19 protein-coding genes are annotated in these 23,151 nt (G+C 58.8%); 9 read left to right on the forward strand and 10 right to left on the reverse strand.

From position 1 onward, the window contains the following. Positions 1–71: 71 nt before the first annotated feature. From RTCIAT899_RS28175 to RTCIAT899_RS28195, 6 genes are all read right to left on the reverse strand, one after another. Entirely contained in the window at positions 72–1,931 is a 1,860-nt protein-coding gene (locus tag RTCIAT899_RS28175; protein ID WP_041678224.1) for an ABC transporter ATP-binding protein, read from the reverse strand. Positions 1,932–2,550: 619 nt separating this feature from the next. Continuing rightward, on the reverse strand, positions 2,551–2,958 hold the full coding sequence (locus RTCIAT899_RS28180; RefSeq protein ID WP_015343243.1) for a hypothetical protein: 408 nt from the start codon (positions 2,956–2,958) through the stop codon (positions 2,551–2,553). 586 nt (positions 2,959–3,544) lie between these two features. Next, positions 3,545–4,603: a helix-turn-helix domain-containing protein gene (locus RTCIAT899_RS28185; RefSeq protein ID WP_015343244.1), complete on the reverse strand. Its 1,059-nt coding sequence runs from the start codon at positions 4,601–4,603 to the stop codon at positions 3,545–3,547. Between the two features lie 165 nt (positions 4,604–4,768). After that, entirely contained in the window at positions 4,769–4,939 is a 171-nt protein-coding gene (locus RTCIAT899_RS34685) for a hypothetical protein (protein ID WP_081598461.1), read from the reverse strand. A 105-nt stretch (positions 4,940–5,044) separates the two neighbouring features. Continuing rightward, positions 5,045–6,181: an acyl-CoA dehydrogenase family protein gene (locus RTCIAT899_RS28190; protein WP_015343245.1), complete on the reverse strand. Its 1,137-nt coding sequence runs from the start codon at positions 6,179–6,181 to the stop codon at positions 5,045–5,047. A gap of 182 nt (positions 6,182–6,363) precedes the next feature. Next, on the reverse strand, positions 6,364–7,860 hold the full coding sequence (locus RTCIAT899_RS28195) for an aldehyde dehydrogenase family protein (protein WP_041678446.1): 1,497 nt from the start codon (positions 7,858–7,860) through the stop codon (positions 6,364–6,366). A gap of 148 nt (positions 7,861–8,008) precedes the next feature. Between RTCIAT899_RS28195 and RTCIAT899_RS28200 the strand changes: the two genes are divergently transcribed. From RTCIAT899_RS28200 to RTCIAT899_RS28210, 3 genes are all read left to right on the forward strand, one after another. Continuing rightward, positions 8,009–8,755, forward strand: coding sequence for a glucose 1-dehydrogenase (locus RTCIAT899_RS28200; RefSeq protein ID WP_041678447.1), 747 nt, complete (start codon positions 8,009–8,011; stop codon positions 8,753–8,755). A gap of 163 nt (positions 8,756–8,918) precedes the next feature. Next, complete coding sequence (gene serA / locus RTCIAT899_RS28205; RefSeq protein ID WP_015343248.1) at positions 8,919–10,157, forward strand: phosphoglycerate dehydrogenase; 1,239 nt, start codon at positions 8,919–8,921, stop codon at positions 10,155–10,157. Positions 10,158–10,371: 214 nt separating this feature from the next. Further along, complete coding sequence (locus RTCIAT899_RS28210) at positions 10,372–10,830, forward strand: hypothetical protein (RefSeq protein ID WP_041678225.1); 459 nt, start codon at positions 10,372–10,374, stop codon at positions 10,828–10,830. A 48-nt stretch (positions 10,831–10,878) separates the two neighbouring features. Here the strand turns inward: RTCIAT899_RS28210 and RTCIAT899_RS28215 are convergent, their stop codons facing one another. Next, positions 10,879–11,655, reverse strand: a complete 777-nt coding sequence (locus tag RTCIAT899_RS28215; protein WP_015343250.1) for an SDR family oxidoreductase — start codon at positions 11,653–11,655, stop codon at positions 10,879–10,881. 589 nt (positions 11,656–12,244) lie between these two features. On the opposite strand from RTCIAT899_RS28215, the gene RTCIAT899_RS28220 reads away from it, so the two are divergent. Continuing rightward, complete coding sequence (locus RTCIAT899_RS28220) at positions 12,245–14,179, forward strand: methyl-accepting chemotaxis protein (protein WP_015343251.1); 1,935 nt, start codon at positions 12,245–12,247, stop codon at positions 14,177–14,179. A 211-nt stretch (positions 14,180–14,390) separates the two neighbouring features. Here the strand turns inward: RTCIAT899_RS28220 and RTCIAT899_RS28225 are convergent, their stop codons facing one another. Together RTCIAT899_RS28225 and RTCIAT899_RS28230 are read right to left on the reverse strand one after the other, a co-directional pair. After that, on the reverse strand, positions 14,391–15,917 hold the full coding sequence (locus RTCIAT899_RS28225) for a SulP family inorganic anion transporter (RefSeq protein ID WP_015343252.1): 1,527 nt from the start codon (positions 15,915–15,917) through the stop codon (positions 14,391–14,393). 4 nt (positions 15,918–15,921) lie between these two features. After that, positions 15,922–16,611, reverse strand: coding sequence for a carbonic anhydrase (locus RTCIAT899_RS28230; RefSeq protein WP_041678448.1), 690 nt, complete (start codon positions 16,609–16,611; stop codon positions 15,922–15,924). Positions 16,612–17,048: 437 nt separating this feature from the next. On the opposite strand from RTCIAT899_RS28230, the gene RTCIAT899_RS28240 reads away from it, so the two are divergent. Next, complete coding sequence (locus RTCIAT899_RS28240; protein ID WP_015343255.1) at positions 17,049–17,846, forward strand: creatininase family protein; 798 nt, start codon at positions 17,049–17,051, stop codon at positions 17,844–17,846. On the opposite strand, the gene RTCIAT899_RS28245 is transcribed toward RTCIAT899_RS28240, so the two are convergent. Further along, positions 17,834–18,802 (reverse strand): LysR family transcriptional regulator, encoded by a 969-nt coding sequence (locus tag RTCIAT899_RS28245; RefSeq protein ID WP_041678449.1) that lies wholly within the window; start codon positions 18,800–18,802, stop codon positions 17,834–17,836. The genes RTCIAT899_RS28240 and RTCIAT899_RS28245 overlap by 13 nt on opposite strands. Positions 18,803–18,986: 184 nt before the next feature. Between RTCIAT899_RS28245 and RTCIAT899_RS28250 the strand changes: the two genes are divergently transcribed. The 4 genes from RTCIAT899_RS28250 (at position 18,987) to RTCIAT899_RS28265 (ending at position 23,151) form a co-directional block, all read left to right on the forward strand. Then, positions 18,987–20,003, forward strand: coding sequence for an ABC transporter substrate-binding protein (locus tag RTCIAT899_RS28250; RefSeq protein ID WP_015343257.1), 1,017 nt, complete (start codon positions 18,987–18,989; stop codon positions 20,001–20,003). Between the two features lie 144 nt (positions 20,004–20,147). Then, a complete protein-coding gene (locus RTCIAT899_RS28255) occupies positions 20,148–20,972 on the forward strand; it encodes an ABC transporter ATP-binding protein (protein WP_041678226.1) in 825 nt (274 codons plus the stop codon). Then, on the forward strand, positions 20,969–21,838 hold the full coding sequence (locus tag RTCIAT899_RS28260) for an ABC transporter permease (RefSeq protein WP_376766880.1): 870 nt from the start codon (positions 20,969–20,971) through the stop codon (positions 21,836–21,838). Before RTCIAT899_RS28255 ends, RTCIAT899_RS28260 begins: the two co-directional genes overlap by 4 nt. Beyond that, positions 21,838–23,151, forward strand: a complete 1,314-nt coding sequence (locus RTCIAT899_RS28265) for a cytosine deaminase (RefSeq protein ID WP_015343260.1) — start codon at positions 21,838–21,840, stop codon at positions 23,149–23,151. Before RTCIAT899_RS28260 ends, RTCIAT899_RS28265 begins: the two co-directional genes overlap by 1 nt.

Raw genomic sequence — 23,151 nt, forward strand, 5'->3', positions numbered from 1 at the left:
CTCTTAGACCTCGGCAAACGTGAGACCTCCGGAGATAGTCACCGGTTTGCCGCTTTGCAATCTCCATTTCCCTATGCCACCGGGCTATCTTCCAAAGCCAGAAAGCCTCCCGATTGCCGTCGCCACAATCTTGCATAAAGGCCATCTTTGGCGATCAGCTCCTCATGCCTCCCCTCCTCGACGATCCGGCCCTCGTCCAGCACGATGAGGCGGTCGAGTTCAGCGATCGTTGAAAGACGATGCGCGATGGCAAGCACTGTCTTGTCGCGCATCAGACGATGAAGTTGGCCCTGAATCACCGCCTCCACCTCAGAATCGAGGGCGGAAGTCGCCTCGTCGAGCACGAGGATGGGAGCATCCTTGAGCAACACGCGGGCAATGGTGATGCGCTGGCGCTGGCCGCCGGAGAGCTTGACGCCGCGCTCGCCTACGCGCGAGTCGTAGCCGGCACGCCCTTCCTGATCGGAAAGCCCTATGATGAAATCATGAGCGGCCGCCTGCTGGGCCGCGGTCTCGATTTCTTCTCGCCCGACCCCTGTGCGGCCATAGGCGATGTTTTCATGGATTGAGCGATGAAGCAGCGAATTATCCTGGGTTACCACGCCGACATGCCGCCGCAGGCTGTCCTGGGTAACGCCTGCGATGTCCTGACCATCGATGAGGATTCGGCCGGACTGGATCGGATAGAGACGCAGCAACAGATTGACCAGCGTCGATTTGCCGGCGCCGGAGGGACCGACAATACCGATCTTTTCACCGGGACGAATGACGAGCGACAGATCGGCAAAGACGGGCCTGGCGCCGCCATAGCGGAAATGGACGTGATCGAAGACGATCTCGCCTCTGGGAACCGCCAATGTGCCGGCGTCCGGCGCATCAAGGAGATCATGCGGCTTTGCAATGGTCAGCATGCTCTCCTGTACTGTACCGATATTGTCGAAAACATCGCGGATCAGGTACATCAGCCAGCCCGACATCTGGACAAGCCGCAACACCAAGGTGATGGCTGCCGCCCCGGCGCCGGCGGTCATAGCGCCATGGCTCCACAAATAAAGTGTCAAACCGGCGGTGATGACGATCAGAACGCTATTGAGGATCTGAAGCACCAGGCTGGCACCGAGGATCAACCGCATCAGGTCGAGGAAACTATCGTTCCAGCGTTTCAGGGAGTCCCGAACGGCGGTGCGTTCGAGATCGCCGCGGGCAAAGAGCTTCACGGTCAGAATATTCGTATAGGAATCGACGATACGGCCGGTGGTCGATGAGCGGCCGAGGGAATTGGCCTCCGAACGTTTCAGAGCCCGCGGCACGAAATATCTGAGAAGCACCGCATAGGCTACCAGCCAGATGATAACCGGCAGCATCAACCAAACATTGACGGAGCCGAAGAAGCCGATCGTGACCGAGGCGAAGATCAGAGCGTACCAGAGGTCGCCGATCACGGCGATGACAGCCGAACGGATGGATTGTCCCGCCTGGATGACGCGTGCCGAGAGCCTGCCGGCGAAATCATTCTGGAAATAGCTCAACGAATGGCCGAGCGTATAGATGTGATTGCGCCAGCGGATCTGATTGGTAAGCGGCGGCACCACGATCTGGTTGGTAACCACCTGCGTCACGAAAAACAGGATCGGCCGCAGCACCAGAATGACGAAGGCAGCGCCCGCAAGCGGCCAGCCATAATCCTGAAACACTGTCGGGGGCGAGTGCTTGTTGAGCAGGTCGACAAACCAGCCGACCATCAAATAAATAGCCGCCTCTATACCGCTGAAGGCGAGCTCGATCAGCATGATGGCGACGAGCCATCCTTTGACCACCTTGAGATGATGCCACATGAAGCGCCATACGCCCGTCGGCGGCGTCTCGTCCTCGTTGAACGGGGCGAAAATATCGATGCGGCTTTCCAGGAAACGAAACAGGCGAGCAAACATCAAAATAAGACCTTGGCTGAAGACATCATCGGCTGAAAGCCGGCGAATTTGGGGAGAAGGTCTGGCGCGGGCCGGATTATGGCACGCCAACCGACAGGAACATCCCGTTCGTTATCCGCGTTGGGCGTCCGCATTTGGGCATCGATCATCTCATTCGGTGACGTTTTTCTTCAGTCGCCGACAAGACGCCGCGTGCCCATAGCATTCGCGGGCACCGGAAAATTTCTGCCAACAGGCGCGAACCGCCGGTCAGAACTCTCTACGATATTTGATAATTCAGGCAAAACGACAACAGGGCAAAAGACGGTTAGGGCTATCTATCCGCTGATTGCCGTACCGCGATTCGCGCTTCACTTGTGATAAAGACCTAGCCGGACGATCGGCCAGAAGCAAGTTACAAATCCCATAGCCGAGCAGCAACGGCCGAAGCCGCATCGTGCTCGGGCTTACTGCATACGCAGAGACGCGCATACAGCTGACAGCGAATAGGACAAGCTTCTAAATGGCGCCAATTCAGCGCGAAGACACCGGCAAACAACCGAACGGTGCGGAGCAGGCCTCAGCCAGCTGCGACTTGGCATGCAGGCAGAGACGCTCCCATCACCCATTCGCTTCCGGCCTAGTCAGCCACGGCGTTGACGACGCGGCAGAGATTGTCGCTCATGTTGGGGGCAACCTGCCCCTGCGGCACCATGAAAACCGCATCGACGCGACTGCCCTTGCCGGTTTTGCGGACGACGACGCGCAATGTCTGCGGGCGACCTGAGCCGGAGGTCTCCTGCTGTGCCGTCAGCGTGCCGAGTTGCTTCTCGACATTCACATCCACGAAGCCTTCCGCAAGAACGGCTCTCGATACTTTGTCGAAGGCCGCGGCAGGGCTGACGGAGGGAAACTCCATCCAGGTCTTGTAGGTCACACCGGTGACGAGAGGAACGCCGCTGCTTTGATAGTGCTGCGAACATACGCTGGCAGCCGCGGGTGTGAATGAAAGGGCGACGAAGGCAGAAGCACAGATGACCTTACGCAAGGTGAGTTTCCTCTTTTGACGAATATACGGATAGATACTTTCTTGATGACTCATGCCGCGGCAACGACTGAGCTTTGCGACTGCACCACGATCTGTCAGTCGATTCCGGATAGCGTTGGAAGACTTGAGCCTTTGACGTTCGGGATCGAATGGCGTGTCGCGTCGTGATCGCCGCGGCTTGGATAAATAGGAGGCAAGCTCAATGGTATGCCGCCCATTCACGCATTGCTACAGACGGGCACCGCTATCGGGGCTTGTGAGGTGGATCGCGGCTCCTGACTGATTTCCATTCCAGTTCGGGAACATAACAGCAAAAAACCACCTAGCAACAATCACAACCCGATCATCTTGTGCAAGGTCGTCCATAACAAGTGCACATGGGTTTGGAATTGCAGGAATCCCGTAGTGTCGGCCACAATATCGGCTACTGAACCATGGTTGGAAAGCCGAACGGCCGAGAAGTCCGAATTGCAAAAATTCAGTGTGTCACCGCCCCAACATCGCTCAAGACATGCTGACCGGCGGCCGGTTTGCTCATTTCCATTTCGAGCAACCATTGGTACATCCTATGCTCGCGCAAACGCAATTAACGGTCCGGCACGCCAAAGGGCAATGTCCAGCCAGAAGGACCGTTCGCCGGTTTTTCGCGGGTAAGGAAACCAATCGTTTCTGAAGCGACGGTCGAGTGGGAGATGTTTTCCAGTGTCTCACCCGGCGTGTGGCCGAATTCGGCCTTGAACAGCCGGTAGAAGTACTTCTCGTTCGAGAAACCATGCCTCCAAGCAAGCTCAGCTATGTGGAGCTTTGGTCCGCTTGGATTTGCCAGCATCTGATAGGCCCTGAGCAAGCGCTTGCGCTGTATCTGCCGCATGATGCCGCCATTGCCCTCGAACAAATGGTAAAGCTTCGCACGCGAAACCCCGACATCGCGGCAAATCCGATCGGGCGTCAGGTCGGGTTCGAGCAGATGCGCGTCAAGATACCGCAAGATACGCCCCAGTAACAGTTCGCGAAGCGGACCGGCTGCTTCCTGCATCGCCTCGGATGCCGACGACACTGCGGCAGTCAAAAGCTGCAGCGTCGATTGCACCACATAGGGGATCTCCACTGGCTGCAACCTATTGAAATTATTCAGCAGCGAAACGAGATGATCGGTCAGAAGCCGGGCAACGCCTGTTGAGAGGGTATGGCCGTGCAGGAGCGCCGTTCGGTTCGGCAATAAATCCCTTGGAACGGCAATGGAAATCGTGTTGTCTGCCTCGACTAGGCAGTCGTTAACCTGAGCGGCATCCAATATGAACAAGTCGCCCGCCCTCTTGACCGATGACGCATCCGCCGATCGAAAGGTAAAGCGGCCGCTCAGAATTGAGGTAAATCGGTAAAAATCATAGCCGTCGGTTCGGATGCGTCGCTCGGATCTCAGAACTTCGTAAGCCAGGAGCGGGCCTTGGCGAAGCAGCCGTCTGCCGGATAGGATGAGCGGACCGAGCGCCGCGCCGGTGGCCTCCGCATCGAACGGACCGGACTCAGGTTCCTGCAGCCTGCAGTCGCAATGATTATCCTTAACCCAAGTGTGAAATCGGTCTTTCTCGGGGAAGTTAAGTGTTGAGAAATTATAGATTAAATCAGATGATGTCTGCGCCATAACTATAACCCCGGCCCCTCCGGCCCGAGGCATACATAGGCGAACCATAGCTTGTGGCAATAGGTCGACTGGACGGAATGAGTGTTTATTTTGGGCCCAGCTCCTGAATTGGAAAACATCAATTCGATGCTATGTGAGACAGTCGGCGAGCCGGGAATTGAAGGCTCAAGCCAATTGAACGCCAGCTTCTGCACAGCAGCGAACCGCCGGGATTGGCGCATGTGGCAGGCGGGTGATCCATAAAGCGCGCGGAACATCGAAGTGGGAAAAATCCGGTTGGTCGCCGGGACGGAACTCTGGCTCCGGAACGGTCAGTGAGAGCTTGTTCCCAGTCATCGGTTCTCCTCAACGTCCGACAAAATTCGCTCGGCGCTTTTCCGGAAAGGCCATCTTCCCGATAGAGAATTCCGGTCCCGACGAGGTTGCCGTCCGGTATCCGCATCAATCGAAAATATGACGGGCAATGATCAGCCTCATGATCTCGTTGGTGCCTTCCAGGATCTGATGCACACGCAGGTCGCGGACGATCTTCTCGATGCCGTAATCTTCCAGGTAGCCGTAGCCTCCGTGCAACTGCAGCGCCGCATTGGCCACATCGAAGCTGGTATCCGTCACAAACCGTTTGGCCATGGCACAGAATTTGGATGCATCAGGGGAATTGCCGTCGAGCTTCCAGGCCGCCTGATACAACAGGGTCCTTGCCGCCTGAAGCTCGGTTTCCATGTCCGCAACCTTGAACTGAAGCGCTTGAAAACTGCTCAATGCGGCACCGAACGCCCGGCGCTCACGCATATGGGCGATCGCTTTATCGAGGGCGAACTGAGCCCCGCCGAGCGCGCAGGCGGCGATGTTCAATCGTCCGCCGTCCAGGGCTTTCATCGCATAGCGGAACCCGGCTCCGATCTCGCCAAGCCGATTTTCGGGCGGAACTTGGCAAGCATCAAAATGAACCTGCGCCGTCGGTTGGGCGCGCCAGCCCATCTTTCGCTCAAAGGCGCCGAAACTCATGCCCTTGCTGCCGCTCGGCACGACGAGTGTTGAGATGCCCTTGGGGCCCTCGCCGCCTGTCCTGCACATGACGATATAAAGATCGGAATAATTGCCGCCGGAAATGAACGCCTTCGTACCGTCAAGGACATAGTGATCGTCGATGAGGCGCGCGGTCGTGCGCAACGCTGCGGCATCGGAACCCGAACCGGGCTCGGTCAGGCAGTAGGATGCCACCTTGCGAAAGGCGCAGAGTTCGGGAAGCCATGCCGATCTCATCGCGTCCGATCCGAACGTATCGATCATCCAGGCGCACATATTGTGGATCGAAACGAAGGCCGCCACTGATGGGCATGCATGCGACAGCGCCTCGAAGATCAGCACCGCATCCTGTCGGGACAGGCCTGAGCCGCCGAACTCCTCCGAAACGTAAATTCCGCCGAATCCCAAGGCGCCGATCTCTTCCAGCATATCCCTTGGAATGGTGCCCTCATGTTCCCAGGCCGCGGCGTGCGGCGCGACGCGCTCTGCGGCGAAGGAGGCCGCCAAGTCGAAAATAGCTTGTTGTTCGGCAGTTAGAGAGAAGTCCACGATACGCTCCGCAATTCAGCAGGAATGAAATCGTGCCGAGCATGCATCGCTTCTCGAGCTCTGACAACGGTGAGATCGACGATCTCGTTGAGGCGAAGGCATTCGACGAAATTGAAAATGTGTAGGCAGCGCTATGCGGAGCAGCTTATCGCCCTCATTCGCACCAATCTGCGCGGTGAAGGCTAGTCCGTCTGTATCCAAACGGCCTTGGTTTCGAGATATTCGTGCAGGTGCTCAACGCCGCCTTCGCGCCCGTAGCCGGACATCTTCATGCCGCCGAATGGCACGGCGGGGTCGAGCGCATGATACATGTTCACCCAGACCGATCCCGCCTTGATGCGGCGCACCAGCTTGTGCGCCATTCCGAGATTTTGGGTGAAGATGCCAGCCGCAAGTCCATAGGGCGATGCATTGGCGCGCTCGACGGCTTCCTCGATCGTATCGAAGGGCATCGCTGAAATGACCGGCCCGAAGATCTCCTCGCGGGCGATCCTCATCTCGTCCTTGACGTTACCGAATACAGTCGGGGCGATGAAGTTTCCCTTGTCGTAGAGCGCGCCCGAAAGGCGCATGCCGCCCGCGACCAGGGCCGCGCCTTCGCTCTGCCCGGATGCGATGAAGCTCTCGACGACCTGCGCCTGGCGAGCCGAAATCAGCGGTCCGATATCGGTATCGGCTTCGATCCCGTGACCGATCCGCAGCGAGCGGGCAAATTCACCGACCTTGGCAACGAATTCTTCGTGGATCTCGCGCGCCACGAACAAGCGCGAACCGGCGATGCAGATCTGCCCCGAATGCGCAAAGACCGCCATGGCGGCGACGGGCACGGCCCGGTCTATGTCAGCGTCACGGCAGACAATCACCGGCGACTTGCCGCCGAGCTCGAGCGAAACCCGTTTCAAGTTGCCGACCGCGGCACGGGCGATCGATTGCCCGGTGGCGGTGGACCCCGTGAAGACGATCTTGTTGACATCGGGATGTTCGGCCAGCCGGGCGCCGGCGACCGATCCCTTGCCGGTGACGATATTGACCACGCCGTCCGGCACCCCGGCCTCTTGCATGAGTTTGGCGATCAGCAGCGGAGTGAGCGGCGCATCCTCCGAAGGTTTCAGAACCACGGTGCAGCCTGTCGCCAGCGCCGGGGCGATCTTCCAGATCGATGCTGCGGTGGGCGCGTTCCAGGGGATGATCGCACCGACGACCCCGATCGGCTCCCGGCGGGTGAAGGTCACGATCTCGCCGGGTATCGAATTGTCGATCACCTCGCCATGAAGGGCGGTCGCCATGCCGGCATAAAACCGCAGCATGCCGATGACCCGTCGTTTGTTGGCGAGCGTGCGCATAATTGGCATGCCCATGTTCAGCGTGTCGGAAACCGAGAGGCGTTCCCAGTTTGCTTCGAACAGGTCGGCAATTTTCAGGAGCAGTGTCTGGCGCTCATAGGGCGAAAACCTGGACCACGGCCCTTCGAGAGCCCGTCGCGCCGCGGCAACAGCGCGGTCGACATCGGCGGATGCAGCCAACGGAACCGTTGCCAGGACCGCCCCGGTTGCCGGATTATAGGTTTCGCTGACTTCGCCGGATTGGGCGGCAACCCATTGGCCGCCGATGAACATTGGCCGAAAGCCGCCGTCGTAAAGCTCGGCCGCCATTTGCTTGGCGTCGAAAGTCAATGTCATGGCGCGGCCTCCCGGCTTCATTCCGTCGTTGATATTCACTATCAGACGGCCACAATACAAATAAAGAAAGCTAAAAAGGCGTTCAGATAAATCGGACTGTGAAATCGCTCCGAGTTATCCGATGCTGGAGCAAATGGAGGAGCTTGACATGCGTCTTACGGGAAAAGTGGCGATCGTCACGGGTGGGGGGTCGGGTTTCGGCGAAGGGATCGTCCGGAAATTCGTCGAGGAAGGTGCGCGGGTCGTGCTCGTCGATCGTGACCTTACGGCGGCAGAGCGGGTGGCAACGCAGCACGAAGGGTCGGTCGCACCGCTTGCCGGTGATGTCGCCACGCTCGACAGCCTCGCTGCCGCAAGGGATCTTGCGCTGGAGCGGTTCGGCGGTCTGCATATCCTCGTCAACAATGCCGGTGTCGGACAGCCGCCAATGCCGATGGAGGATATGGATGAAGGCCTGTTCGAGCGCATCTTCAATGTCAACATCCGCTCGATCTACAATGGTGCGCGCGCGGTGCTGCCGCATTTCAAGGCCGAGCGGCATGGCGCCATTTTGAACATTGCCTCGACCGGTGGCGTCTCCCCTCGCCCCAATCTCACCTGGTACAATGCCTCGAAAGGATGGGGCATAGCCGCTACCCGCGCGATGGCCGTGGAGCTTGCTCCCTTCGGAATTCGCGTCAACGCCATCAATCCCGTCGCCGGCGATACGCCACTGCTCTCGACCTTCATCGGCTCCGACAGCGACGAAAGCCGGGCACGGATCGTCGCCACCATTCCGATCGGACGGCTTTCGACGCCCGCGGATATGGGCAACGCCGCCGCTTTCCTCTGCTCGGACGAGGCGAGCATGATCACCGGCGTCGATCTCAACGTCGATGGCGGCAAGTGTATCTGAAGAGGCGGGCAAGCCCATCACCATGGTGACTTGCTGGAACCAAGGCTCCTTCCGCCGAGCGAATTGAGTTTGTTCTTGCGCTGTCCCTTGGATGGTCTAAGTCATGTGGTCGTGGCGGCGAGCGACGTCAGCCTAATCGAATTCGACTATCGAAGGTAATTCAATGAGCGGACAACTTTCTCTTCCCCGTGATCGGATTTCAGTCCTTCTGCTGGAAGGGATCAGTGAGAGCGCGGTGGACTATTTTACTTCATCGGGCTACGTCAATCTCACGCATTTGCCGAAGGCTCTCGACGACAAGGATCTCAAGAGCCATATCGCCGAAGCACATATCATCGGCATTCGTTCCCGCACGCAGCTGACGGAAGAGATTTTCAGCGCCGCCAAGAAGCTCATGGCGGTCGGCTGCTTTTCCGTGGGGACGAATCAGGTCGATCTGGATGCGGCTCGCCGGCGCGGGATACCCGTGTTCAACGCTCCCTATTCAAATACGCGCTCGGTCGCCGAACTCGTCATCGGTGAAATCATCATGCTGACCAGGCGGATCTTCCCGCGTTCGACTTCCGCTCATGCGGGCGGATGGGACAAATCCGCCGAAGGCAGTCGCGAGACGCGTGGGAAAACGCTTGGCATCGTCGGCTACGGCAATATCGGCTCGCAGCTGAGCGTCCTTGCCGAAAGCATGGGTATGAACGTTCGCTATTTCGATCCGTCGGACAAGCTTCGCCACGGCAATTCAGAATCCATGGCTTCGCTCGGCGAGCTGCTGGAAATCTCGGATTTCGTGACGATGCATGTTCCCGAAACCAGCGCGACCCAGAACATGATCACCGAGGCCGAGCTGCACAGAATGAAGAAGGGCGCCTTCTTCATCAACAATTCCCGCGGCACCGTGGTCGATCTTGATGCGCTTGCGAAGGTTTTGAAAGAGGGACATCTCGCAGGCGCAGCCGTCGACGTGTTCCCGAAGGAGCCGGCGTCGAACAAGGAGCGCTTCGAAACGCCGCTGCAAGGGCTGGATAATGTGATTCTGACGCCGCATATCGGCGGATCGACCGAAGAAGCCCAGGAGCGGATCGGAAGGGAAGTTTCCAGGAAGCTTGTGGAATATTCCGATATCGGCTCGACGCTTGGTGCGGTCAATTTCCCGCAGGTTCAATTGCCGCCACGTCCAAACGGCACGCGTTTCATCCATGTTCACGAAAATCGCCCGGGTATCCTCAACAGCCTGAATACGATCTTTTCATCGCGCGGGTTGAACATCGTCGGCGAATTCCTGCAGACCCACGGCGACACGGGCTACGTGGTCATTGAAGTGGAAGGCGTTGGCCAAACGGCGAATGAAATACTCGACACGCTCCGGCAGATCCCAGGAACGATAAGAGCTCGATTGGTTTACTGACGCCTTTTATTGACACCGATGAGCGATTGGCATTCTCCAGCCATACCTCGCTTGATCGCCAGATGACGCCGCTAACTGCCTTAGCCCACACGCTGTGCGAGCATAGGCAGGCGACGCCATGGGACTTGAACAGCTCGTCTTGACAAAGCTGCACTTTTCAATACATCCATTGCGTTCATTTGTATAGGCTATACAACGCAAGCGAGGAATTTTAATGAAAAGTGCAGCTTTGTTCGCCACCGCATTCATCGGTGCCCTCATCACAGGCGCTGCCTCACAAGCAGGCGAACCTTCCGGTAAGGGATCTTTCGAGATGCTGGTCGCGCCGGAGCAGGTTTTCAATTTGAAAGCAAAGGCTTGGAAACCGGTCCCAAACGAAGATAGTTTTGCGCTGACGCATGATGGCGAATTCTATCTCACCGTCGCAAAACGCAAAGACGGTATGCTGATGTTGCTTGTACGCCAGCCCAGCACCGAAAAGCAGGGGCAGCCCTTCTACGCGGGATATTATCTTAAATGCGGAGTGATGGTTGATGTGCCGGTCTTCCCGCAAAATGCGGCTGAGCTGAAGAGCGAGCTCGCAAATCCGCAAGCAGATAGTGAGGAAGCTCGAATCGGGTTTGGCCCAGGCACCGGCATGCATGACCTTTACACTCTCGTTTGCCGGTCTTGAGAGCCTTTGCAGGACTGCCGCGACATCGGCGGTCCTGGCCTCTGCCATTTAGCGCAGCAGACCCTGCCCCCCGTCGACCCAGATGGGCGAGCCGGTTATGTGACGGGCCTTGTCGGACGCCAGGAAAGCGATCACATCGGCTACATCTTCGCTTCGGCCCGGCCGACCACCGGTAATCGGCACCTGGCCCTCGGGCCAGATGACGGGGATCGATGTTTCGTCGCGTTTGCGCAGACTGGTATTCGCGTCGATATTGGTTTCGATTTCACCGGGACAGACCGCGTTGATGCGTATGTGATGCCGGGCCAGTTCGAGAGCCAGCTGCTGCACCATGGCGACCTGCCCTGCTTTGGTGGCGGTATAGGCCGTCGCGCCGGGAGTCGTGAAGGTCCTGGTTCCATTGATGGAGGAGACGACGATGATCGAGCCGCCGCCCGTGCGCTTCAGCTCCGGCACCGTTGCGCGGATGGTCAGGAAAGTCCCGGTCAGATTGATCGAAATTGTGTCATTCCATTCCGACAGGCTCAGATCGTCGATGGGCGCCCAGACTCCGTTGATGCCGGCATTGGCAACGACGACATCCAGCCGGCCGAAACGCGCGACAAGCTCTTTCACGGCTGCCGATATCTGATGTTCATCCGAAATGTCGGCGAGGAGGATGGCCGCCTCCCCGCCCCTGGCGGAAATCTCATCGGATGTGGAGGAAATCTCTTCCTTCGTGCGTCCCAGCACACCAATTGCAAAACCATCCTCCGCAAGCGCCAATGCGGTCGCTCTTCCAATCCCCGAGCCAGCTCCGGTGACGAGGGCGACGGCAGAACTCATTGACGAACCTCCAGCTGCTCTGGCGTTGACGACGAGGAACGGGAGCACCGGAGAGTGAACCTTTGCGCTCACATCGGCTCTCGTCATTGAGCTATTCGAAACTCGTGGATATGGGAAATGTTCCGGAATAAATGCATTCCCCACGGCAGCAGCCGCGCCCGCAACTTCCGACACCCGCACTGTCCTTTAGGCATATTGAGGGATGTCGGCTTCAGAACATCTGACACTGTGGCGAAGCTCGACGAGTGTTTTTGACACGCAAAGTGCATCCGGAATTTAGTTAGGCATTCCATCTCGCAATTTTCCAATCGAGAGCAGCCGGAAACAAAGCAGAGACACAACTAAGGGGTCATTTAGAATTATATATTCTATATCTATGGAGGTATTTTTCGTTCAACTGGACCAATATCGAACAGGATTAACCGTTTTGTCAGCTTGGTTATAGATTTTGAAAGAACAGCGCCAAGATGCGACGAGCAGGATGCTCCCTCTCTGTAATGCCCCCATTATCCAGAGCAGGTCATCGCTGGCACTTGCCCCTATTCAATCGTCCTAGCGGTTGCCGACCCTTTCGAGAGCGAAACAAGCCATGTCATTTCTCCAGAACGCCAAGATCAAGACGAAAGTCCTCACGATCTTAATCCCGATCTGCCTGATCGGGATCGCAGGTGTCCTCGTCGTCTCGAACCAGTTCAGGGACACGGTTGGCACTTACTCGAATTTTATCGCCAAGGATGAAACGGCAGCGGTGGAGATGTCCAGAGCCAGCCAGCGCATCACCGCCATGAGTTACAACGCCTACCAAATCCTGCAATATCCAGCAGAAGATCCGGCGATGTCGAGGTTCTCGAAGGATTACCAGGAGAACAAGCAAGTTCTTTTGCAGCGTTTCGCAAACGCCAGGCAAATGGTTCCGACAGAAGCAGATGCAATCGACAAGCTCGTCGCAAGGGCAAATGACATCATCGCTCTTACAGACCAAGCCGTGAAAGCCGGCCTGATAGACGATAACAATAGCGCCTCCACGCTCTTGAAGCAGGTGGATCCGATGATCAATGACGAGGTCGTTTCCATTCGTCAGTGGCTCGACACGTTCAACAAGTCCCTCAACGACAAGAGCAACATGTTGGCAGAAGAGGCAAGCAGCACCATCGACGACGCTTTGATCGCGCTCGGCCTTCTCTTCGCTGCCGCCATCGCGATCGCTATTCTCGTTTCGGCACGCGGCATCGCCGCTCCCATCGAACGGCTGCGGGCACGTATGGTATCGCTCGCGGACGGCAAGACCGCCGAGCCTGTTTCAGGGATCGAGCGCAAGGACGAGGTCGGTCACATGGCGGCGGCCGTTGCCGTCTTTCGCGACGGTGCCATCGAGCGTCTGCGCCTGGAGCAGGAAGCCGCCGATGGCCGCAGCCTCTCCGAACGGGAAAGGCTGGAACGCGAGGCGCAGAAGGCCAAGGATGCCGCCGAGGCGCAATTTGCAGTCGACAGTCTGGCACAGGGCCTGGGAGAGCTCTCGAACGGTAACCTGACCTATCGCCTGGAGAAGCCCTTCGTCGCCCATCTCGATCGTCTAAGGATGGATTTCAACGCCTCGATGGAGAAGGTCGAGGAGACCCTTGTCGCAGTGGGCCAAGGTGGTCAGGCCATTGCCGCCGGCGCCAATCAGATCCGCTCGGCAGCCGACGACCTTTCCAAACGCACCGAGCAGCAGGCGGCCTCGATCGAGGAGACGGCGGCAGCACTCGAGGAGATCACGACGACCGTCAAGGATTCCACCCGGCGCGCCGAAGAGGCAAGTTCGCTGGTCGGGCGCGCTCGCGTCGGCGCCGAAAAATCCGGCGAAGTCATGCAGGAAGCGATTTCAGCAATGGAGGCGATCTCGAAATCCTCGGGCGAAATTTCCAACATCATCGGCGTCATCGACGATATCGCCTTCCAGACGAACCTGCTGGCGCTGAATGCCGGCGTGGAGGCGGCGCGGGCCGGTGACGCCGGCAAGGGTTTTGCGGTCGTCGCGCAGGAAGTCCGCGAGCTCGCCCAGCGCTCCGCTACCGCGGCAAAGGAGATCAAGGCGCTCATTTCCACATCGGGCCAACAGGTCGGCAGCGGCGTCGATCTTGTCACCAGAACCGGGCAGTCTCTACAGCAGATCGTCAAGGAGGTGGAGGAAATCGACCGCAATGTACGGGCGATCGTCGAAGCAGCCCGCGAACAGGCGACCGGCCTGCAGGAGATCAATACGGCCGTCAACAGCATCGACCAGGGAACGCAGCAGAATGCGGCCATGGTCGAGGAATCGACGGCTGCCAGCTACAGCCTCGCCAAGGAGGTGACGGCGCTGAACGAGATTCTCGGTCAGTTCAATCTGCAAAAGGGGCGCTCGCATGCAAGACCGGCTGCAGCGACCGAACGCTCCAGCCCCGCCGCATCGCCGGCACGCTCGCTGCGAGCCAAGATTGCCGGCGCATTCGGGGGCTCCGGCGCTGCCACTGCGGCATTGCCATCCTGGGAAGAGTTTTGACCTTGCGGGGTTCGGCCCGTCCTTAAAAGATTGCCTGATTTAAAATCGAAGATCGCGGGAAGGTATTGACCTCCTTACCGCGATCTTCCCGGGCCGATGGTCATTGGGTGGACTTGGTTCCCAAAAACATGATGTTTCGCTTCTTCTGCTCGCCTTGCCCCCAACAAAGGGCAAGGCGTTGCCGCAAGCTGCCTGATATCTTAACCGACGGTCAGGCAACCTCTTCCGATAGTTTTTCAAAGATCGGCTTCAGCCGTCGATGGCGTCCGATCGGCGGATGCTCGATTTCGACCAGGCGTCCCGATTTTTTCTGCCGTTTCAGCCATTCACGCAGGGTTTCGGCGCTCGTGTGGTCAAGATAATGCAGGCGAGCGCCGGCAATCCTGATCTTGCGACCCTCTGGAAGCGTTTCCAGCGCGTTGAGCAGGACGGGAACATCCTTGCATGTCGCCACACCGACGAGGTCGAGATGGATGGTTTCATCATCCTCCAATCTGTCGATAGCGAGCTTGCGGCGCAGATAGGGAAGGATTTCCAATATGGACAGTGCAAGACCGAGTGCCACGCCGACGAGCAGGTCCTGAAGCACCACCATCGCCACCGTCGCGGTCCATATCCCGACGGGAACCCAGCCGTGATGATCGAAGAGGTGGCGGACATGATGGAGACTGATCAGCCGCCATCCCGTCACCAGCAGCACCGCGGCAAGTGCCGTCAACGGCACCATTGCGAGCACCTGCGGCAGCAATGCCACCAGGCCAAGGATCCAAACACCGTGCAGCACGGCAGATGCCCGGCTACGCGCGCCTGCCTGAATATTGGCGGACGACCTGACGATGACACCCGTGATCGGCAGTGCACCAAGCAAACCACAGAGCCCATTGCCGATGCCCTGCGCAAACAGCTCCTTGTTGAAGCGGGTCCGCACGCCATCATGCATGCGATCGACGGCGGCGGAAGACAATAGCGTTTCCGCGCTGGCGATCACAGCAATGACCAACGTCGCCAAGATGATACCGGGCTCGGCCATTCTGGCAAAACCCTCGAGCGTCGGCAGCGAAATGTTGTCGATGAGGGAGGACGGTACTTCCACCCTGGCGATCGGCAGCTTCATGCCGGCCGTCAATATCGTGCCGGCAGCAACCCCCACCAGAGCACCGGGCACCAGCATCAATGGCTTCGGCCTGAACTTCTCCCAGGCGACCATGGCCAGCAAAGAAATCAACCCCACGAGGAGAGCAACCGATTCTCGAGTCAGTCCGGCGCCCCATACGCGACCAAGGGTCTGCTCCATGGCGGTGACGTTCTCGATGCCGCCGGCGGCAGGTCTTGCCCCCATCAGCACATGGACCTGACCAAGAATGATGAGGATGCCGATCCCGGCGAGCATGCCGTGAACCACCGCAGGCGAAATGGCCCGAAACCACGATCCGATCTTCAGGAATCCGGCAAGGCACTGCAGCAATCCCGCCACGATGAGAACCGGCCCGAGCATGGCAATGCCATATTGCTCGACGAAGCCGAAGACGATCACGGCGAGACCGGCCGCCGGCCCTGACACCTGAAGTGGAGATCCGGCCAAAAGGCCGACGACGATGCCGCCGACAATGCCTGAAATGAGGCCCATGGCCACCGGAACGCCTGAAGCCACGGCAATCCCGAGGCACAGCGGTATGGCGACGAGAAACACGACAAGCGACGATGCGAAGTCTCGCGAAACAACAGAGCTTGACATCATCAGCCTACTCCACAGCTTGCGGCATTACATGCGGACGACCACGACCGGTGACGGCGACGGGCAAGGGCCTGTCCTCATTGATATCTGTGAATCGGGCGGCCGCACCGTCATAAACGAGCACCTCCCCTGTCTCGATATCGAAAAACCAGCCATGCAGCGCAATATCGTTGGTCGCCAGCTTGGCCGCGACCGAAGGATGCGTGCGCAGATGATCAAGCTGGACAACGACGTTTTCCATGGCGATGGCGCGAACCCTTTGGCGCTCGGGCAGATCGGCAGGATAGGCTTCGCAAACGATCGAATGGGCAGCATGGCTGTGTTTCAGCCACGCTTTAACATTCGGCATCGGCTTCAGGAGATCGGGATGGCAAAGCCCTTTCATGGCGCCGCAATCGGAATGCCCGCACACGATGATATCGCGAACGCCCAGCGCGACGACGGCATATTCTATCGCCGATGATACGCCGCCATTGGCGGTGGAAAACGGAGGAACGATATTTCCGGCATTGCGGCAAACGAAAAGTTCACCGGGGCCGGATTGCGTGATCGTTTCAGGCATCACCCGGCTGTCGGCGCAGGAAATCATCAGCGCTTGTGGTTGCTGTCCCTCCTCCGCCAGCCTGCGATAAAGTGCTTGATGGTCGGGAAAGACGGCTCCGCGAAAGCTGGAGATACCCTTGAGCAAATCACCCATTGTCGAGTCCTTGTGATGGGCCGGACGGCAGGCAGGGGGCGTACCCATGCCCGGCGGGTTGGAATGCGCGATCATTTCGCAAGTGCGAGATAGGAACGGGCGACGGGAAGAAAATAGCGAAATCGAAATTAGTCGCATCTAATTTATAAAAAACTTGTGAGTGGCTTGTGAGATGGTTTGAATCGACCCGCCATGCATATCGTGCCGCGCGCCGAAACGAAGCGACTTGGTTTCAGCAGTGGCAATCGGCACGGCGGTCAGGCGCCTTACCCAATGCAGAATGCTTCGGTTCCGGCATCGCTTCTGCCCTATCCCAAGTTTGCCCATCGGTCAGCGCACGCAAAAAGGCAGCGGCACGGCCGCAAATTGATGCTTTCCACCGTTACCATCCTTGCCGTATCCGTTGAGCAACCAGGTGCTGACGAGAGGACATGGCAATGACGAAGCCCTTCTATTGGAACGAACTTAATACCCATGATTTCGCCGAGCTTTCGCCAGACACCACGATCGCGATCCTGCCGATCGCCTCGACGGAACAGCACGGTCCGCATCTGCCGATCGCAACGGATGTCGCAATCGCTGAAGGCATGCTGGCGGAATTGAAGGTGCAGCGTCCGGACGATCTCGATTTTCTCGTGCTGCCTCTGCAGGAGATCGGCAAGGCCAACGAACATGTCTACGGTCCCGGCACGCTGTCGCTCCCCGCAGAGCTGCTGATCCCGGTCTGGACCGCCATCGGCGCGAAGGTGGCAGAGGCCGGCATCCGCAAGATGGTGATCGTGAATTCCCACGGCGGAAACGTGGATATTATGAGCATCGTCGCACGCGAACTGCGCGTGCGCTATCAGATGGCCGTCGTCGCCACGCAATGGACACGCTTCGGCACGCCCGACGGCATGATCGACGAACATGAACAGCGCTTCGGCATTCATGGCGGCGATGTCGAAACATCGCTCATGCTGCACTTCCGGCCCGAACTCGTGCGGATGGACAAGGCTGAGAATTTCGCCTCCAAGGCCGAATGGATGAAGGAGCATTCCAAATATCTGCAGCCTTTGCCCCCACATTCGCTCGCCTGGATCGCGCACGATCTCAATCCGAGCGGCGTCGTCGGCAATGCCGCCAACGGCACGGCGGAAAAGGGCGCGCTCATCTGCCGACATGAGATCGCTGGCTTCATCGAGATGCTTCGTGATCTCCGCGATTACCCGCTAGCCAACCTCTATTCGAAATAGGCGTCCGCGCGGCGGCGTTCGGAGGGCGGCATGATATGCCCCTTCTCCTGCAGCTCTTCCACCATGCCCGCAAGCTCGGCAAGCAGGTATTCGACGAAGAGGCTGGTCGCAGCGTCGAGTGGCGCTCGTGCACGGGCGACGAGCTTCATCGGTTGATGCCGCGAATGAGGCTCGGCGATCGGCCGGAAGACCAGCTCTCCCCGGCGGCACTCGGTAAGCACATCAAGGGGGTTGAGCAGTGTAAGCCCTGCCCCGCATTTTACCAGCTGCTTCAGCATTTCCGACGCATTGCTCTCCAGCACAGGTTCGACCTGCACGGAAAGACGCGAAAGCATCAGATTGATGACCTCGCGCAGGCTCGTCCCGGGCTGCGCAAGCAATAGCCGCTCCTCCACGACATCGGCGAGATTGATGGGACCAGGCCCGATCAGCGGATGACCGGGCGGCAGGACGACGCCGATCGGTATGTCGAAATTGGCAAGGGAGCGAATGCCAGGCGTTGCCGGAATATTGAAGCCAAGCCCGAGATCCACTTCTCCGGAGACGACCGGCGCCATCGTCGTCGATCCGGCATCGTTGCGCAGCTGGACGAAGACCCTTGGATGCTCGGAAAGAAAGCGCGCGATAATCTCGGGTAGCGGACCTGAGGCCAGGCCGACGGTGGCGACGATGCGAACCTTGCCCGCCTGCTGCATCTTGAGACTGCGAATGCGGCCCTCAAGCCGCTCGTAATTCTTCAGAACCTCGCGGATATGCTCGATACAGAGCTCGCCGGCCGCCGTCAGTCTGAGCCCGCGAGGCAGCCGTTCGAAAAGCGGCGCCCCCATTTCCTCTTCCAGCGCCAGGATCTGCCGGTTGATGGCCGATGAGGCCACATTGAGCCGTGCCGCCGCCTTGCGGATCGAGCCGCAGCGGGCGATTTCATTGATATAGAGAAGCCGTCGCGAGTGCAGCATATCTGTCCCCATTGCTTAATTTTTGCCCAGACCGCACAATTTAGGCACAGACCCGGGAACAGATGCCGAAAAGGCATCAATGCGCACGAATTTTGATGCTTTTCAAAGAGCGAAGCAACCGCTCAAATGCAGCAAATGGGCGCCAACCACGACGTCCCATGGCAGATAAGGGGAACAGTCAGCCATGTATAAAGCCTTGAAGACAAAAACATTCTTTGCCGCCATGGGGCTTGCCGCCGCGATCATGGCCGCCGAGCCTGCAAATGCGCTCGATAAAGTAAGCTACGGCACGAACTGGCTTGCGCAAGCCGAGCACGGCGGTTTCTACCAGGCGGTTGCCGACGGCACCTACAAGAAATACGGCCTTGATGTCACGATCGTCCAGGGCGGCCCCAACGCGGCCAATTCTGCCCTGCTGATCTCCGGCAAGCTGGATTTCTACATGGGCGGCCCGCAGCAGGAGATCGATGCGGTCAAGCAGGGCATTCCGATCGTCGATGTCGCGGCGATCTTCCAGAAGGACCCGCAGGTTCTCATCGCGCATCCGGACGCCGGCGTGGAGAAGTTCGCAGATCTGGCCAAGCTGCCGACGCTGTTTCTGAGCAAGGACGGCTACATCACCTATTTCGAGTGGATGAAGGCGAACTTCCCGGGCTTCAAGGACGAACAGTTCAAGCCCTACAATTTCAGCCCCGCACCCTTCCTTGCCGACAAGCAGTCCGCGCAGCAGGGTTATGTCACCTCCGAGCCCTATGAGATCGAGAAGCAGGCCGGCTGGAAGCCGAAGGTCTTCCTGATCGCAGATGCCGGCTACTCGCCCTATTCGACGATGATCACCGCGCAGAAGGCGCTGGTCGACAAGAACCCTGATCTCGTGCAACGTTTCGTCAATGCCTCGATCGAGGGCTGGTACAATTATCTCTACGGCGACAACAAGGCGGCCAACGAGCTGATCAAGAAAGACAATCCCGATATGACGGATGGCCAGATCGCCTATTCCATCGCCAAGATGAAGGAATACGGCATCGTCGAATCCGGCGAGGCCCTCGAAAAGGGCATCGGCTGCATCACCGAGGCCCACTACAAGAAGTTCTTCGACGAGATGGTCCAGATCAAGCTCTTCGATGCCGACATCGACTACAAGAAGGCCTTCGATACGCAATTCGTCTGCAAGGGCTTCGGGATGTCGCTGAAGAAGTAACATTGGCACCTCCCCTCAAGGGGGAGGTCGCCGCAAAGCGGCGGGTGGGGGTGATAGCCTGAGATAGCAGCAGATCACCCCGCCCCGGAGCTTCGCTCCGACCCTCCCCCTCAAGGGGAGGGTGGATCAACAAAGAGCTAAACCATGCTAGTGTCCGAAGCTACCAAATCCACCCAAACCGAGACACGCAAGCGGCCGCTCGTCGTCATGGAACAGGTCTCCAAGGTCTTCTCCAACGGCACGCTGGCGCTGTCGGGCATGTCGCTCAATGTTGAAAGCGGCGAGTTCATCAGCCTGCTCGGCCCTTCCGGTTGCGGCAAGTCGACGGCCTTGCGCATCATCGCAGGCCTTGGTGGTGCCTCCAGTGGCAGGATCGATTGGCCGAGTTCGCGCATCAACGCCAAGGGCCTGCCGGAGGGCGATATCAGCTTCGTCTTCCAGGAACCGACGCTGCTTCCCTGGAAGACTGTGTTTGGCAATGTCCATCTGCCCTTGAAGCTCAGGGGTATTTCGAAAGCGGCCGCTCACGACCAGATCATGGAAACACTGGCAACCGTCGGCCTTCAGGATTTTGCGCAAGCCTATCCGCGCGAATTGTCCGGCGGCATGAAGATGCGCGTTTCGATCGCCCGCGCCTTGGTGACGAAGCCGAAGCTGCTGTTGATGGACGAGCCCTTCGCGGCACTCGACGAAATTACCCGACAGAAACTGAACGACGATGTTCTCAACCTTTGGCAGAAGACCGGCATTACCGTCATCTTCGTCACACATTCGGTCTATGAGTCCGCCTATCTCTCCAATCGTATCGTCGTCATGAAGGCACGACCAGGCCGCGTTCATAGCGATTTTCCGCTGAAAACCAGCGGCGAGCGCGATCCGCTTTATCGTTCGTCGGAAGAATATCGGCAGGTGTGCGAAAAAGTGTCCCGTTCCCTGATCGAGGCCATCGGCTGGCCGGAGGCCCATTGATGAGCGACAGCACCAGCCTGCCCGCCACTCTTTCCGTTGAATCGGCCGATGCGCCAGCGGCAGATGCGGCCAGGAAGCGCAGTATCGAACGCGCACTCGGCATCTTCGTGCCGATCCTGACCGTGCTTGCGCTTCTTATCCTCTGGCAGCTTCTAGTCGTCGGCACCGGCATTCCGCAATATATTCTGCCAAGCCCCATCGCCGTCGCCAAGGCGCTCGTTTCCGACTGGGGCATCCTGTGGCCGGCTTTGTGGGTGACGACCGAGATCACCTTCATATCGCTGATCCTAGCGCTGATCGGCGGCGTCGGCTTTGCGATCTTCCTCGTGCAGTCCCGCTGGATCGAACTTGCCTTCTATCCGCTGGCCGTCATCCTTCAGGTAACACCGATCGTCGCGATTGCGCCGCTGATCCTGATCTATGCACCGACGCGCGAGGCCGCACTTCTGATCTGCGGCTTCCTCGTCGCCTTCTTTCCAATCCTCTCCAACATGGTGCAGGGATTGAAGAGCGTCGACCATAACCTGCTCAACCTCTTCGATCTCTATGGCGCCTCGCGCTGGCAGGCCTTGCTGCATCTGAAGCTGCCCGCCGCCCAGCCCTATTTCATGACAGGCTTGAGGATCGGCGGCGGCCTGTCGCTGATCGCATCGGTCGTCGCCGAATTCGCCGCTGGTTCGGGCGGCCCCAACTCCGGTCTCGCCTTTCGATTGCTGGAAGCACAATACCGCCAGAACATGCCGCGTCTCTTTGCAGCACTCCTGCTGCTATCGGCGCTTGGCGTTGCAATCTTCGCCTTTACCTCCTTCATCTCATGGCTGAGCCTGCATCGCTGGCATGAGAGCAGCCTCAAGCGGGAGAACTGATGTCACACGCCTTCATGTCACCGCCGAATGCGGCCCGCTTCGTGCTGAGCAATGCCACCGTTCCAGCCGTAACGCTCTCCGGCTTCAATACGCCTGCCAAAGAAGGCCTCGTCAAGGCCGATATCGTCGTCGCCGACGGTCTCGTCAGCGGCATTCTGGCGCCTGGCGCCGCGCCGGTCGAATATGCCAAAGTCGATATGAAGGAAGGCATGGTCTGGCCGACTTTCGCCGACATGCACACCCATCTCGACAAGGGCCATATATGGGAGCGGCGCTCCAATCCGGACGGCAGTTTCATCGGTGCGCTCGACGCCGTGCGTGCCGACCGCGAGGCCAACTGGTCGGCCGACGACGTGCGCAGGCGCATGGAATTCTCGCTACGCTCGGCTTACGCGCACGGTACCGGCCTGATCCGCACCCATCTGGATTCGCTGGCGCCGCAGCACCGCATTTCCTTCGAGGTTTTCACCTCGGTCCGCGAGTCCTGGAAGAGCAAGATCGCGCTGCAGGCTGTCGCTCTCTTTCCGCTCGACAACATGGTCGATGATGCCTTTTTTGCCGACCTGCTCGGTGTCGTGCGCGAGGCAGGCGGGTTGATGGGCGGTGTCACCCAGATGAACCCCGATCTCGATGCTCAGCTTGACAAATTGTTTCGCGCCGCCACCGACAGCGGCCTCGATGTCGACCTGCATGTCGATGAAACCGAAGACAAGCAGGTGCTGACGCTCAAGGCCATAGCCGAAGCCGTGTTGCGAAATGGCTACCAGGGCAAGGTCACCGCCGGCCATTGCTGCTCGCTTGCCCGGCAGGATGAAGATGTCGCGCGCGCCACCATCGATCTCGTTGCCAAGGCCGGGATCTCCATCGTTTCGCTGCCAATGTGCAACATGTACCTGCAGGACCGCCATGCCGGCCGTACACCACGCTGGCGCGGCGTCACGCTTCTGCATGAGCTTGCCGCCGCCGGTGTTCCCACAGCCGTCGCCTCCGACAATACGCGCGACCCCTTCTACGCCTATGGCGATCTCGATCCGGTCGAAGTGTTCCGGGAAGCGGTGCGCATCCTGCATCTCGACCATCCGCTGGATACCGCTGCAAGGGTCATCACCACCTTGCCCGCAGAGATACTTGGCCGCCCGGATATTGGGCGGATCGCCGTCGGTAGCCCAGCCGACCTCGTGCTTTTCAGCGCGCGGCGCTGGAGCGAATTCCTCTCTCGTCCGCAGTCCGATCGCGTCGTCCTTCGCAAAGGCAAGGTGATCGATCGCAGCCTGCCGGATTATCGTGAACTCGACAGCGTCATTGGAGCCTGA

This window comes from Rhizobium tropici CIAT 899, assembly GCF_000330885.1.
GTDB lineage: Bacteria > Pseudomonadota > Alphaproteobacteria > Rhizobiales > Rhizobiaceae > Rhizobium > Rhizobium tropici.

Bases quoted from the DNA above. Each gene is read 5' to 3' on its own strand.
- RTCIAT899_RS28225 (WP_015343252.1), bottom strand. From the start codon at position 15,917: ATGATGTCAAGCTCTGTTGTTTCGCGAGACTTCGCATCGTCGCTTGTC.
- RTCIAT899_RS28185 (WP_015343244.1), bottom strand. From the start codon at position 4,603: ATGGCGCAGACATCATCTGATTTAATCTATAATTTCTCAACACTTAAC.
- RTCIAT899_RS28210 (WP_041678225.1), top strand. From the start codon at position 10,372: ATGAAAAGTGCAGCTTTGTTCGCCACCGCATTCATCGGTGCCCTCATC.
- RTCIAT899_RS34685 (WP_081598461.1), bottom strand. From the start codon at position 4,939: ATGACTGGGAACAAGCTCTCACTGACCGTTCCGGAGCCAGAGTTCCGT.
- RTCIAT899_RS28245 (WP_041678449.1), bottom strand. From the start codon at position 18,802: ATGCTGCACTCGCGACGGCTTCTCTATATCAATGAAATCGCCCGCTGC.
- RTCIAT899_RS28265 (WP_015343260.1), top strand. From the start codon at position 21,838: ATGTCACACGCCTTCATGTCACCGCCGAATGCGGCCCGCTTCGTGCTG.
- RTCIAT899_RS28200 (WP_041678447.1), top strand. From the start codon at position 8,009: ATGCGTCTTACGGGAAAAGTGGCGATCGTCACGGGTGGGGGGTCGGGT.
- RTCIAT899_RS28220 (WP_015343251.1), top strand. From the start codon at position 12,245: ATGTCATTTCTCCAGAACGCCAAGATCAAGACGAAAGTCCTCACGATC.
- RTCIAT899_RS28195 (WP_041678446.1), bottom strand. From the start codon at position 7,860: ATGACATTGACTTTCGACGCCAAGCAAATGGCGGCCGAGCTTTACGAC.
- serA (WP_015343248.1), top strand. From the start codon at position 8,919: ATGAGCGGACAACTTTCTCTTCCCCGTGATCGGATTTCAGTCCTTCTG.
- RTCIAT899_RS28175 (WP_041678224.1), bottom strand. From the start codon at position 1,931: ATGTTTGCTCGCCTGTTTCGTTTCCTGGAAAGCCGCATCGATATTTTC.
- RTCIAT899_RS28240 (WP_015343255.1), top strand. From the start codon at position 17,049: ATGACGAAGCCCTTCTATTGGAACGAACTTAATACCCATGATTTCGCC.
- RTCIAT899_RS28230 (WP_041678448.1), bottom strand. From the start codon at position 16,611: ATGGGTGATTTGCTCAAGGGTATCTCCAGCTTTCGCGGAGCCGTCTTT.
- RTCIAT899_RS28215 (WP_015343250.1), bottom strand. From the start codon at position 11,655: ATGAGTTCTGCCGTCGCCCTCGTCACCGGAGCTGGCTCGGGGATTGGA.
- RTCIAT899_RS28255 (WP_041678226.1), top strand. From the start codon at position 20,148: ATGCTAGTGTCCGAAGCTACCAAATCCACCCAAACCGAGACACGCAAG.
- RTCIAT899_RS28250 (WP_015343257.1), top strand. From the start codon at position 18,987: ATGTATAAAGCCTTGAAGACAAAAACATTCTTTGCCGCCATGGGGCTT.